This is a genomic window from Chryseobacterium sp. KBW03 (assembly GCF_003852415.1).
GTDB classification, from domain to species: Bacteria; Bacteroidota; Bacteroidia; order Flavobacteriales; family Weeksellaceae; genus Chryseobacterium; species Chryseobacterium viscerum.
The window spans coordinates 146157-160471 of the sequence record NZ_QAJO01000004.1 but is presented as its reverse complement, the minus strand read 5'-3'; the positions used below and the strand labels follow the sequence as shown (position 1 = coordinate 160471).

General features: G+C 38.1%; 12 protein-coding genes. All 12 read left to right on the top strand.

What is annotated here, in order from left to right:
* The first annotated feature begins 154 nt into the window (after positions 1-154).
* The 12 genes from DBR39_RS08755 to DBR39_RS08700 all read left to right on the top strand — a co-directional run bounded on the left by DBR39_RS08755 (position 155) and on the right by DBR39_RS08700 (position 14157).
* On the top strand, positions 155-478 hold the full coding sequence (locus DBR39_RS08755; RefSeq protein WP_124532295.1) for a DUF6660 family protein: 324 nt from the start codon (positions 155-157) through the stop codon (positions 476-478).
* 146 nt (positions 479-624) lie between these two features.
* Positions 625-4986, top strand: coding sequence for a CusA/CzcA family heavy metal efflux RND transporter (locus DBR39_RS08750; protein WP_124532293.1), 4362 nt, complete (start codon positions 625-627; stop codon positions 4984-4986).
* 82 nt (positions 4987-5068) lie between these two features.
* The gene (locus tag DBR39_RS08745) at positions 5069-6298 is read left to right on the top strand and encodes an efflux RND transporter periplasmic adaptor subunit (protein WP_124532291.1); all 1230 of its coding nucleotides are present in this window, start codon (positions 5069-5071) and stop codon (positions 6296-6298) included.
* Between the two features lie 121 nt (positions 6299-6419).
* Entirely contained in the window at positions 6420-7301 is an 882-nt protein-coding gene (locus DBR39_RS08740; RefSeq protein ID WP_124532289.1) for a bestrophin family protein, read from the top strand.
* 16 nt (positions 7302-7317) lie between these two features.
* Positions 7318-8214: a cation diffusion facilitator family transporter gene (locus DBR39_RS08735; RefSeq protein WP_124532287.1), complete on the top strand. Its 897-nt coding sequence runs from the start codon at positions 7318-7320 to the stop codon at positions 8212-8214.
* Between the two features lie 11 nt (positions 8215-8225).
* Positions 8226-8645: a Fur family transcriptional regulator gene (locus DBR39_RS08730; protein ID WP_034691375.1), complete on the top strand. Its 420-nt coding sequence runs from the start codon at positions 8226-8228 to the stop codon at positions 8643-8645.
* Between the two features lie 44 nt (positions 8646-8689).
* Positions 8690-10672 (top strand): heavy metal translocating P-type ATPase, encoded by a 1983-nt coding sequence (locus DBR39_RS08725; protein WP_124532285.1) that lies wholly within the window; start codon positions 8690-8692, stop codon positions 10670-10672.
* Positions 10673-11568: 896 nt separating this feature from the next.
* Positions 11569-11778: a hypothetical protein gene (locus DBR39_RS24465; protein WP_228447797.1), complete on the top strand. Its 210-nt coding sequence runs from the start codon at positions 11569-11571 to the stop codon at positions 11776-11778.
* A gap of 209 nt (positions 11779-11987) precedes the next feature.
* On the top strand, positions 11988-12263 hold the full coding sequence (locus tag DBR39_RS24215; RefSeq protein ID WP_185147155.1) for a YHS domain-containing protein: 276 nt from the start codon (positions 11988-11990) through the stop codon (positions 12261-12263).
* Positions 12250-12927, top strand: coding sequence for an SCO family protein (locus tag DBR39_RS08710; RefSeq protein ID WP_124532283.1), 678 nt, complete (start codon positions 12250-12252; stop codon positions 12925-12927). Before DBR39_RS24215 ends, DBR39_RS08710 begins: the two co-directional genes overlap by 14 nt.
* A 182-nt stretch (positions 12928-13109) precedes the next feature.
* Positions 13110-13784: a superoxide dismutase gene (locus tag DBR39_RS08705; protein WP_124532281.1), complete on the top strand. Its 675-nt coding sequence runs from the start codon at positions 13110-13112 to the stop codon at positions 13782-13784.
* Positions 13785-13788: 4 nt separating this feature from the next.
* On the top strand, positions 13789-14157 hold the full coding sequence (locus DBR39_RS08700; protein ID WP_228447796.1) for a hypothetical protein: 369 nt from the start codon (positions 13789-13791) through the stop codon (positions 14155-14157).
* The last annotated feature ends 158 nt before the right edge of the window (positions 14158-14315 follow it).

Here is a 14315-nt window from a genome sequence, read left to right as displayed (position 1 = left end):
CAGATTGATGAGGTATTGGATCTAATGGTTTTAAGAAATACAAAGCTAGTAAATATTAGCTGGAATGATATTTTATTTGTTTTGATGATGAGAGTGATGCATTAAATAATTAATGCTTTCACCCGTTTTAGAAAAAATCTCTACCTTTGTAACAATGAACCTCTTAAGATGGATATTGGCAATTTACTTCATGGCGCTATCATTGATGCCATGTGAAGACACGTCTCATCCATTGAATACAGGTGATAATAAGATTTCATTGAGTATTCACGGAGTTCATTCTACAGAAAAAGGAGATATCTGTTCTCCGCTCTGTGCATGCAGCTGTTGTCAGATGACAGTTTCAGCGTTTAAAATGGATCCTCTGTTGGAAATTCCTGAGCAGATACCAGCTTATTTTTCGAAGAAGATCTTATTCCATAAAAACGACTTTGCTTACCAGATTTACGATCCTATCTGGCAGCCTCCTAAAATTTAATTTTATTGACTTTTAGAAAGTTAAACTTTCTAATGCTTAACTGTGCTTGAAACTTTGCAATACCATTGCAGAGGTTTTCAGGATATTTTTGCTGCAGTATTTTAAGCTGTGTGCATTCATTTTCAATAAAAATTTAAATATAAATCGTGTTAGATAAAATCATAAAATTCAGTATCAAAAATAAGGTGATCATTGGTTTGATGACTCTGGTGCTGATCATCTGGGGAACGTGGAGTGCTACCAGATTACCTATAGATGCTGTACCGGATATCACCAATAATCAGGTGCAGATCATTACCGTATGTCCTACTTTGGCGGGGCAGGAAGTGGAACAGCTGGTTACCTTTCCCATTGAACAGAGCATTGCCAATGTTCCAGACATTCAGGAAACAAGAAGTATTTCAAGATTTGGTCTCTCTGTGATTACAGTCGTGTTCAAAGAAAATGTAGATGTCTACTTTGCGAGACAGCTCATTAATGAACAGCTGAAAAATGCTGTGGAAGAAATTCCAAAAGGAGTAGGAACTCCGGAGCTGGCTCCTGTCAGTACAGGACTTGGAGAAGTATACCAGTATATTCTTCACCCTAAAAAAGGAAGCGAAAAGAAATACGATGCTAAAGAACTGCGCACCATGCAGGACTGGATCGTTCGAAGACAGTTGAACGGAACTCCGGGAGTTGCGGAGATCAACAGTTTTGGAGGAGAATTAAAACAGTACGAAGTTGCCATCGATCCCAATCGGCTAAAAGCAATGGGAACGAGCATTACCGAAATATTTACAGCTCTTGAAAAAAACAATCAAAATACAGGAGGAGCCTATATCGATAAAAAACCCAACGCTTATTTTATCAGAGGAATAGGACTGGTAACTTCTTTGGAAGACATTAAAAATATTGCTGTTAAAAATGAAACAGGCAGCGTTCCCATCTTTATAAAGGATGTTGCCAATGTTCGTCTGGGAAGTGCTGTTCGTTATGGAGCATTGACATATGATGGTAAAGTGGATGCCGTAGGTGGAGTAGTCATGATGTTAAAAGGAGCCAATAGTAATGAAGTTGTAAACAACATCAAAGCGAAAATTCCTACCATTCAGAAGTCTCTTCCCAATGATGTTATTATAGAACCATTTCTGGACAGAACAGATCTTGTAGACAGAGCCATCAATACTGTACAGAAAAACCTCATCGAAGGAGCATTGATCGTTATTTTCGTTCTTGTCGTTTTTCTGGGAAACCTGAGAGCCGGGCTTATTGTAGCTTCAGCCATTCCGCTTTCCTTACTGTTTGCTCTGGGAATGATGAATGTTTTTGGGGTAAGTGCAAACCTGATGAGTCTTGGAGCCATAGATTTTGGGTTAATTGTGGATGGTGCGGTGATCATTGTAGAAGCGACATTACATCATTTAGGCGTAAGGAAATCTGTCCGCGCATTGACGCAATCTGAAATGGATGAAGAAGTATTCCTTTCTGCATCAAAAATAAGAAGCAGCGCAGCCTTCGGGGAAATTATCATCCTTATTGTATATATTCCGATTCTTACACTGGCTGGTGTAGAAGGGAAAATGTTTACTCCAATGGCAAAAACAGTAGGGTTTGCTATTTTGGGAGCATTGATTTTGTCTTTGACCTATATTCCAATGATGAGCGCCCTGTTTTTATCAAAGAAAATATCCCATAAAGAAACCTTCTCCGATAAAATGATGAACCGCCTGCAAAAGGTCTATCAGCCATTATTACATAAAGCCATTAAAATAAAATATATTATTGTTTCAGCTACTGCTGTGGTTTTTCTTATTTCAGCTTTCATTTTTAAAAATATGGGTGGTGAATTTATTCCGCAGTTACAGGAAGGAGATTATGCATTCCACTGTATTTTACCACAGGGAAGCTCGCTTAGCCAGAGTATAGAAACCTCCATGCAGGCATCAAGAATTATCAAACAATTTGATGAGGTGAAAATGGTGGTTGGCAAAACCGGTTCCGCTGAGGTTCCTACAGATCCGATGCCACCTGAAGCTACCGATATGATTGTGGTTTTAAAGCCGCAAAGTGAGTGGAAAACAAAAAAATCCTATGACGAACTTGCTGATGAGATCAGTGAAAAGCTGGAAACCATTCCGGGCGTATTCTTTGAGAAAAACCAGCCTATTCAGATGCGTTTCAATGAACTGATGACAGGGATCAGACAGGATGTTGCCGTAAAGATCTTTGGGGAAAATCTGGATTCTCTGGCGGTGTACGCAGATAAAGTTGGGAAAATCATTCAAACCGTTGACGGAGCCACTGCCCCTCAGATTGAAAGAGTGAGTGGTCTTCCGCAGATCAATGTACAATACGACAGAACAAGAATTGCCAATTATGGATTAAATATCGAAGACGTCAATAATGCGGTAAGTACAGCCTTTGCAGGGAAATCGGCAGGACAGGTTTTTGAAAATGAAAGACGTTTTGATCTGGTAGTCCGTCTGGACAGTCTTCATAGAACTGATATTTCAGATGTGAATAACCTGATGATCACTTCCAGTACGGGAGCACAGATTCCATTATCACAGGTGGCTAATATTAGTTACAAATTAGGACCTGCTCAGATCAGTCGTGAACAGGGTAAACGTAGAATTGTAATCGGATTCAACGTAAAAGATCGTGATGTGGAAAGCGTAGTAAAAGATATTCAGGCAAAACTGAATAAAGTGAAACTTCCTTCCGGATATTACTTTACCTATGGAGGACAGTTTGAAAACCTTCAAGAAGCTAGCAAACGTCTGATGATCGCTGTTCCGGTATCGCTGCTTCTTATTTTTATGCTGTTGTATTTTACTTTCCGCTCATTCAAACAGGCTGGATTAATTTTTACAGCAATTCCTATGAGTGCCATTGGTGGTGTATTCGCACTTATAATAAGAGATATGCCTTTCAGTATCAGCGCCGGAATTGGGTTTATTGCACTCTTCGGAGTAGCAGTGCTTAACGGAATAGTCCTGATAGGAACATTCAACCAGCTGGAAAAAGAGGGTGAAACAGATATTCTGAAAAGAGTATTTGAAGGAACAAAAACCAGATTGAGACCGGTATTAATGACCGCTACAGTAGCCTCATTAGGATTTTTACCAATGGCGATTTCCACTGGTGCAGGAGCAGAAGTACAGAAACCTCTGGCAACGGTAGTAATTGGTGGGCTGGTGACGGCTACATTCCTTACCTTATTCGTTCTGCCGATGCTGTATATCATTTTTAACACAAAGATTTTGAAAAGAAAAAATAATAAGGCGGGAACATTTACTGCAGTTCTTGTTTTAGGATTTATGATGCTGGGACAGACTTTTAAAGCACAGTCCAGACCTATTTCTGTAGAACAGGCAGTAGAACAGGCGGTGAATAATAATCTAACCCTGCAGTCAAAAGACTTAAGTATAAAATCTGCTGAAGCATTGAGACCAACAGCAAAAGAGCTTCCTAAACTAGGCTTTGAAGCACAGCTTGGACAGTACAACAGTCCGAAATTTGACCAGTCGTTTGCCATCTCACAGAGTATTCCTTTTCCAACACTGTTTAAGGCCAGGAAAGACTTAATCAATGAGAATATTAAAAGCAAAAAGATTGATAAAGAAATTACGTCCAACGAACTGATAAAACAAGTCCGTACTTATTATTATCAGATTGAATATCTCCAATATAATAAAGCTCAGCTGACAAGTCTGGATAAGTATTATGAGGAATTTATCAGAATTGCAAGCGTAAGATTCAAAGCGGGTGATATCAAAAAGATTGAAATCAGTACAGCGGAAACTCAGAAAGGAGAAATTGATCTTTTGCTCAGACAAAATGAAGTCTATCTGAATAATGCTTATAAAAACTTAAAGACCCTTATGAACACTTCAGAAGATTTTGAAGTTCCGTTCAATAAAGATTATAGCCCTTTAAAGGCTGAAAATGTACTCGACAGTGCTGTGGTAGCCAACAACCCATCGGTAAGAGCCTTTTATCAGGAAATGGAAATTGCTGAAAAAAACAAAAAGGTAGAAAAATCCCTTGGATTGCCAGATTTCAGTTTAAAATATACCAATCAGTCCTTGATAGGTCTTCATACTATCAACGGTCAGGAGAATTTTTATGATTCAGGGAAACGTTTTCAGTCAGCAACCGTAGGAGTGGCTATTCCTTTGACATTTGGGGCTACAAAAGCAAGAATCCAGGCATTGGAATATGACAGGCAGGTAGCAGAAACCAATGCAAAAATGCAGCAGAAACAGCTTTCAGCACAGCTGGAAAATGTTTTCAGCCAATATCAGCAGGATATCCAGCAGTACGAATATTACACAAGCCAGGCATTGCCGAACGCCGAGAAAATTGTTAAAGCAGCTCAATTAGGATATAAAACAGGAGAGATCTCGTATGTAGAATATCTTTTTGCACTGCAGACGGCAACCAATATTCAACTAAAATACCTGGAATCAATCCAGCAGGTGAACCAATCTGTCGTTACCATTAATTCAATCATTAATAAATAATATGAAATCGCTATTAATACAATTTTCTGCCAGACAAATAAAGACGATAGCAGATAGCATAAGAAAAAATACATATTCGCATATGAAACTCAAATATAATATCATCCCCCTTATCCTGATCTCATTATTGATAACAAGTTGTGGGAAAAAAGAAGCTACAGAAGAAAAAGCCCCTGAAAAAACAGAGCAGAAAGAAGCTGCTCATGAAGAAGCTCCGGCAACTATTGCTTCTCTCACAGAAGATCAGATGAAGTCTGTAGGAGTAGCTTTGGGAACGGTAGAAATGAAGGAGTTGACATCTACCATCAAAGCCAATGGTCTGCTGAGTGTACCCAACAGTAATAAAGCGACCATCACTTCTCTGTATGGAGGAATTATTAAAACCATCAATATCCAGGTAGGAAGTATTGTGAAAAAAGGACAGGTGATTGCCACTATTGCCAACCCGGAATATATACAGCTTCAGGAAGACTATCTGACCACAAACAGTAGAATAACCTACGCAGAACAGGAGTACAGAAGACAAAGAGAGCTTTTTGATAATGATGCAGGAGCCAAGAAAAACCTTCAGAGTGCCGATGCTGAGCTGAAAACCTTAAGAACAAAAAGAGCCTCTCTGTTGAAACAGCTTCAGATGATGGGTATAAGCCCCGGAAAAGTAAGCAATGGGAATATGAAATCCGGTTTGGTGATTACAGCACCTATCAGCGGGACGATCAGCAGTATTACCGCTCAGATTGGAAGCTATGTAGATATTTCTTCTCCCGTTGCAACAGTGATAGATAATGGTTCTATTCATCTCGATCTTCAGGTGTTTGAAAAAGATCTTCCGAAAATGAGAGTAGGGCAGATTGTTCACTTTAAGCTGACCAACAATCCGGAAACGGAATACGATGCAAGAATTTACAGCATAGGATCTTCTTTTGAAAACGAAAGTAAAACCATCTCTATGCACTGTGAAGTGATCGGAAACAAATCCGGTCTGATTGACGGAATGAATATCACCGGAATTGTAAGCCTTGATAAAAGTACAACTCCCGCAGTTCCTACGGAAGCTATTGTAGAAGCAGACGGAAAATATTATGTTTTTATCCAGACTGACAAAAAACAGGAGGAAGAACATGACGAAAAAGGAAAGCCTCATCCGAAAACCTTAAACTTTGAAAAAATAGAAGTGGTGAAAGGAACATCCGACATGGGATATACAGCCATAACATCGGTAGGAAATATTCCTGACAGTGCAAAAATTGTAGTGAAAGGAGCCTTTTTTGTGAATGCTAAACTGGTGAATTCAGGAGAACACGAACATTAATGAAAGCAGCCGGAACCAGTAAAAGTCAATTTTTATCCTTAAATTAGAACTGTTTACGGAATTGTGTTAGGCTGGAAAAGAGTAAAGATCATCTCACCGAATTTTAATAAATAACCCGATTATGTTATTAAACAAAAAAATATCAGTCTGGTATTTCATCCGTGAAATAAAATCCCAAATTCTGTTTATCGGAATATTTGCTGTAGCCATTGGTCTTTTGGACATGCTGCCAGGGTTTCGTAAAATATCGCTTCCCTTGAATATTCCTGCATTACTGGGAACGGCAGTATCATTACTGCTGGCTTTCAGGACTTCCCAATCTTACGAAAGATGGTGGGAGGCAAGAACCGTTTGGGGGGCTATTGTGAATGATTCCCGAACTTTTGTGAGACTGATCATCCAGTTTATGCTCGCAGGAGATGAAAAAGCAATAAAAGATTTTGCCGAAAGACAGATCATCTGGACGTATGCACTTGGAGAATCTCTGAGGAAATTGCCGTTTTCAGGAAAAGTTCAGCAATATCTGGATAAACATCAGATCAAAGGAACAAATATTCCCAACGCGATTCTGGACGAACACTCCAGACAGCTTAAAGAAATTGCAGCTTCCAAAGGATTGACCGATTTTCAGCAGATGCAGCTGAATGACATCATCACAAGACTCTGCGACAGTATGGGAAAATGTGAAAGACTGAAGAATACAGTTTTCCCCCGCTCCTACAGTGTTTTAGTTCATATTTTGATCTATGTTTTTGCGGCTATCCTTCCTTTTGGGCTTGATGATTCTCAGCTGGTGGTAGAAATTGCAATTACTTTCCTGGTTCCGATTACCTTCATTGCTATTGAAAAAACATCCATCATCATGCAGGATCCGTTTGAAAATGGTCCTGTAGACACTCCGATGACTTCTCTGGCTCAGACCATAGAAATCAATATCAGACAGATGATCGGTGAGCAGAATGTTCCTTCCAAAAAAGAAAATACATCTTATTATGAAATGTAATTAAACCATACACAATATGGAAAAAACACCAACACAAGCAGTCTCGGCAGCAAGCAGACATAAAAAGAGTTTATTGATTGTACTCTGCCTTAGCGGTACCTATCTCATTGCTGAGGTAATAGGAGGAATCATTACCAATAGTCTCGCTTTACTGGCGGATGCAGCACATATGCTGACCGATGTGGTAGGCTTATTGCTGGCATTTATCGCCATCAAAATAGGAGAAAGAAAAGCAGATCCTTCCAGAACATATGGCTATTACCGGACAGAAATACTGGCGGCAGTCATCAATGCTGTTGTTTTATTGGGAATTTCGATCTATGTTTTGTTTGAAGCGTATAAGCGGTTTCAGGATCCGCCGGAAGTGCAAAGCAAATCGATGCTTATTGTAGCCGGAATCGGATTGATCGTCAACATTGTCGGAATGATGATTCTAAGAAAAGACTCAGGAAGCAGCCTGAATATGAAAGGCGCCTATTTTGAAGTACTTTCAGACATGCTTACTTCTGTAGGAGTAATGATTGCAGGAGTGATTATGCTGACAACAGGCTGGTATTACGCCGATCCGTTGATCTCAGCAGCAATTGGGCTATTAATCTTCCCAAGAACATGGAAATTGCTGAAAGAAGCAATTAATGTTTTATTGGAAGGAACTCCTAAAGATGTGGATATTCATGAGCTTCGTCAATCATTGGAGAAAACTCCCGGAGTGAAAGATGTTCATGATCTGCACGTGTGGTCGCTTACATCAAGTGTCAATGCGATGAGTGCCCATGTGGTAAAAGATAGCGGATATTCTCAGAATCAATTATTAAAAACATTGACAGATACTACGGTGAATAACTTTAAGATCAGTCATACCACTTTTCAGATAGAAGACGAAGGTTATGAAGAAAATGAAGTCCATCTGTAAAATTTTAAACAATGAAAAAAGATATAGAACATAAGCTCATTGATAAAAATACCAAGCCTACGAGTATGAGGATTTTGGTCTATGATTTTTTAAGCTCTCAGGAAGCGGCCTTATCCCTTTCTGAAATAGAAAATCATTTTGAAAATGCTGACAGAATAACCATCTACAGAACATTAAAAACTTTTGAAGAAAAAGGAATTGTTCACAGCATTCAGGAAAATACAACCACAAAATATAAACTATGTGAAGACGACTGTGACGAAAAAACACATAAAGACTGGCACTTGCATTTCTACTGTAAAATATGCAAACAAACCACCTGCAAAGAAGATATTTCCTTCCCTGAAAACATACAGACCAATTTCAGGATTGATGAAATACGACTGTTTGCCAAAGGAATATGCGAAAACTGTCTTGAAAGTTTGCAATAGCATTGCATCAGTCTCACCTTTACATTTGTATAAAAATATTAGTTATGGAAAAATGCTGTAGTACAACCCCGGAAAAACCAGATACAAAAGGACACAAACATAATCACGCAGAAGGAGATGGGCATGACCATGACGGCCATGACCACTCTCACGACTCCGGAGATCAGACGGTCTTTCAGATGTTTCTTCCTGCCATTATATCTTTTTTGATTCTGTTATTGGGAATCGCTTTTGATAATTATATAAAACCCGCATGGTTTACAGGCTGGGTACGTTTAGTATGGTTCCTGGCAGCCTATATTCCTGTAGGATTCCCGGTGTTAAAGGATGCCTATAAAAGTATCATTAAAGGAGATGTGTTTTCAGAATTCTTTTTGATGAGTATTGCTACTATTGGAGCTTTTGCCATCGGAGAATATCCTGAAGGAGTCGCAGTAATGCTTTTTTATGCGGTAGGAGAGGTATTCCAGTCTATGGCTGTTACCAGAGCGAAAGGAAACATAAAAGCTTTATTGGATCAGCGTCCCGATGAGGTAACGATTATGGAAAATAATCAGCCCCAAACGGTAAAGGCAAAAGAAACTAAAATAGGAAATATTATTCAGTTGAAGCCTGGTGAGAAACTGGCATTGGATGGCGAACTGCTTTCAGATTCAGCTTCATTCAATACAGCAGCCTTAACGGGGGAAAGTAAGCCGGATACCAAAAATAAAGGAGAAGTCGTTCTTGCAGGGATGATCAACATGAACAGTATCGCTTTGGTAAAAGTAACGACTGCTTATGAAGACAGTAAACTGAGTAAAATTCTGGAGCTTGTTCAGAATGCTACAGCTCAAAAAGCCCCTACAGAACTATTCATCAGAAAATTTGCGAAAGTATATACCCCTATCGTTGTATTTCTTGCCATAGGAATCTGTTTGCTGCCTTATTTCTTTGTAGATGACTATCAGTTCAGAGACTGGTTGTACAGAGCATTGATATTCCTTGTGATTTCTTGCCCTTGTGCCTTGGTTATCTCAATCCCATTAGGATATTTCGGAGGAATTGGTGCAGCAAGCCGAAACGGAATTTTATTCAAAGGAAGTAATTTCCTTGACAGCATCGCGGAGATTCAGAATGTAGTGATGGACAAAACAGGAACCATGACAGAAGGCGTATTCAAAGTACAGGAAGTAACTTTCAGCTCTGAATTCGATAAAAATGAAATCCTTCAGATGGTCAATATTCTGGAAAGCAAAAGTACCCACCCGGTAGCAACGGCCATTCATAATTATGTAGGAAATATCAATCATGCTATTCCGTTAGAAAATGTAGAAGAAATTGCAGGCCACGGACTGAAAGCAACCGTTAACGGCAAAGAACTTCTGGTAGGGAACTTTAAACTGATGGATAAATTCAATATCAGTTATGATATCAACCACGCCAATATTGTGTATACTGTAATCGCGGTGGCATATGATAAAAAGTTTGCAGGATACATCACGATCGCAGACAGCATAAAAGAAGATGCCAAAGAAACGGTAAACAATCTTCACAAAATGAATGTAAAAGCCACCATGTTAAGTGGTGATAAAAGTACCGTTGTGAAGTATGTAGCAGATCAGTTGGGAATAGACAATGCATTCGGAGACCTGCTGCCGGAAGATAAAGTAAATAAGGTTAAAGAAATCAAAGCCAAAAACCAAACGGTAGCCTTCGTAGGAGACGGAGTGAATGATGCGCCAGTAGTTGCTTTAAGTGATGTAGGCATTGCAATGGGAGGTTTAGGAAGTGATGCTACCATTGAAACGGCTGATGTTGTGATTCAGGATGACAAACCTAGCAAAATCCCAATGGCCATCAATATCGGAAAACAAACGAAAAAGATCGTTTGGCAGAATATTATTCTCGCCTTTGCTGTAAAAGCAGTAGTGTTAGTCCTTGGTGCAGGCGGTCTGGCAACGATGTGGGAAGCTGTTTTTGCGGATGTAGGAGTAGCGTTGCTGGCTATTTTAAATGCAGTAAGAATTCAGAGAATGAAATTTTAAGAAGCAAATAATAAACACAACTAAATTATATTCAATAAAAGCTCTGCTGAATTTCAGTGGAGCTTTTGTTTTAAAAAAATATACATCATGCCAGTCATTTCGTAGGAGTCCCAGCAAAACAAGCTTTATCCTATCAATAAATCTGCTTAATCATCCTCATCCGCGAGAGAAAATAAACCCATCATACAATTTTATCGCAGATAAAATCCCTGTGCCTTTAATATACGGTATCTATAAAAAAATTGCGTCTTTGCGTTTCCAACATCGAACGCACCTCAAAATTTAATTTTAAACAGATTTTTTGTTGTAAAACGCAAAGGCGCAAAGGAAATAAAAATTGTACTGCTTTTTAGGACGCAAGAAAATCAAAGATTTTCAGCAAGGTTACTTATTAATTATCAGTCTCATTATTAGCTTTATTAAATTTTATCGAAGATAAAATCCTTGCGCCTTCAAACAGTAAGTATTCAAAAGCATTTTTGCGCCTTTGCGAATTCCAACAAATAAAAAGCTCTGCCAAAAACATCAGCAAAGCTTTTATCAACAAGATTAAATTTGATATAAAGAACTAAATTTTTCACTTAGATCTCAATTTTCAATCAAAGTTCGGGATAAAATAATACTGGTAACAGCCACAGTTTTGTAATTTTTGTGGGTAACAGTAAGCAACCCTAATGACATTCATCATAAATCATGCATAAAACAGTTTTGAAGTAGTATATTTGTAACAGAGAACAGAATCGTTGAGGTTATTCATTTCCATATTCATCATTTTTACTGTTGCAATACGTCCCGTTTTGCCATTGGTAAACTATGCTGTGAACTATGATTATATTGTGAAAAACCTTTGTGAGAACAGGAATGTACCACAATCAACGTGTAAGGGAAAATGCTACGTGGAAAAAGAACTTGCAAAAACAGAAAAACAATCCAATAGCTCCCAAACAATAAAGATTGCAGGATTAGATGTTTTTATTTCTCATGATATTCTTTCCTTCTCCTGCCATTTGAACTCAGAATCACTTTCTGAAATTCCTGATTCAAGTTACTTTAATTCTCATTCTTCAGAATACTTTTCAAGGATATTCCATCCTCCGTTAGCTTAATTTTTATCATAAACTATATTTTTAGTTAATGAAGTGAAAGTGCTTAAAGCTTTTATTAATAAGTCATTGAAGATATAGCCCACAATTAAAATGAACAATGGTAAGCCGTTAGAAATCCCTTGATTCTTTTGAAGAATTCTGTGGTTTTTCAGACTTGTACATTGTGTCATAACTTTATTTAACATTATTAATTTCAATTTAACATTAAAATGAAATCTCCCATTTTTTTGACTGCCCTGCTGTCAATAGCATTACTGTCGTGTGCCAAGGAAACGCCTAAGGTAAAGCACGCAAGCCACATGGACTCCTCTGGAAAGAACGTGGAAAATGTACAGGTAGTGAATGAAGAAGATCCTATCTGCCACATGAAAACTGCCGGATCTATTAAAGATACGGCTGTATATAAAAATAAAACGTATGGTTTTTGCAGTGTATCCTGCAAACGTGAATTCAAAAAAAGCCCCGAGAAATATGCCCAAAAATAGAAAAAACAATAATAAAAGTAAGGTGATCATACCGATCGCGTTATTTGCATTGCTTTTCCTGGGAATAGGGGTAGGAATGGGATATTTTAAAAAGAACCTTTATACCGTAATGAAAGTTCCCGATTTTGAAATGACAGATCAGAACAGTAAGAAAATTACCAATAAAGACATGTTGGGAAAGGTTTATCTGGTAGAATTTTTCTTCAGCAAATGTCCTACGATATGCCCGGTGATGAATACCAATATGAAGGCTATCCAGAATCAGATCGATGATCCCAACTTTGGAATAATCTCCATCAGTATTGATCCCGAGAACGATACCCCTGCAGCATTGAAAGAACATGCCCAAAGAATAGGTGCGAAATCTCCAAACTGGCATTTCCTGACCGGAGACCGTACCTATATTGGTGATCTTGCTGATAAATTTAATATCTACGTAGGCGATAAAGAAGATGAAGGAGAAAGCCTGAATCACAGCGGAATGATTGCCCTGGTAGATCAGGACGGAAATATCCGATGTAGATACAACAAAGAAAATATGCCTATTCTGTATTATTCAGGATTAAATTATGAAGATCCGGAAGGTAAAACTCCCAAACTGACTGGGAAATACCACCCAGACAGAGAAATTCTGATTGAAGATATTAAGAAATTATTGAAATAGAGAAGAGGGAGGCTGGATGTTTGAAGCTGGATGTTATTCCAGACGATGAGGATCTGGCGGTTTTTTGATATAAAGTAAAATAGAAGTTGAAGAAGTTATACTTTATGCTAAATAACTTCTAACCTCCATCTTCCCTCTTCCAGCCTAATAGAAAACATTGTTAAACCATAAACAAAAACGTTATGAAGATTTTGAAAATAGCTGCTCTAAGTGCAGTTTTCGCGGCCCAGTTTGCAGTGGCTCAGTTTAAGCAGACACCTCTGCCATATGCTTATAATGCTTTGGAAGGAAATATTGATGCCCAAACAATGGAAATTCATTATTCAAAACATGCCGCAGCGTATGTAGCTAACCTGAATAAAGCCATTACGGGAACTCCACAGGAAAAAGAAACTTTGTTTCAGATTCTTTCCAATGCTTCAAAGCTGCCTGCTGCAGTGAGAAACAATGCAGGAGGACATTACAACCATGAACTGTTCTGGACTGTTCTTACTCCTCAGAAAAATACACAGCCTTCAGCAAAATTAGCAAAAGCCATCACTGAAACTTTCGGAAGTATGGATGCTTTTAAAGAAAAAATGGCTAAAGCCGGAGCAGATCGTTTCGGATCAGGATGGGCATGGCTTTCTGTGGATAAAAGCGGAAAACTATTTGTTTCTTCAACACCCAATCAGGATAATCCTTTAATGGATGTAGTGGAAGAGAAAGGAAATCCTATCTTCGGAATTGATGTATGGGAACACGCTTATTATTTAAAATATCAGAATAAAAGAGCAGATTATCTTACCGCTATCTGGAATGTTACCAACTGGAAAGAGATCAGCAGAAGATATGATGAAGCTATAAGCAAGAAATAATCTGATGAAATTATTTTACAGCATACTTTTTACTTTTTATATGGTGCTAAGACCTTTGGTGCCATTGGTAGAGTATGCTGTAAATTATGATTATATCGTCAAAGTTCTCTGTATTAATAAAAGCAGGCCGGAGGTTCACTGTAACGGAAAATGTTACCTGAGTAAAGAATTGGCGAAAACCAATGATTCAGAATCTTCACCCTTTCAGAAAATAAAAAATTCAGGACAGAAAATTCTTGATACTTATATCCTGCCTGAAACCACAGAGATTATTACTACTGAAAAGCGTTCGTTTTTCAATTTCAACTTTACTTACGAAGCAGCTTACTCTTTTCTGTTTCTTACCCACATTTTCAAACCACCGGTTTTTTAAGTTAAACTATCACTATTCAACTACAAAAGTCACAAAAGCTTACATCAATTAAAAATCAAAGATTTTAAAAAGCTTAAGTGTTCTTATTATGCATAAAGCTTATCACTTAAAATAACTTAAGTGTAAGAACTTCTGTGCCTTTTCTGGTAAAAAAATGT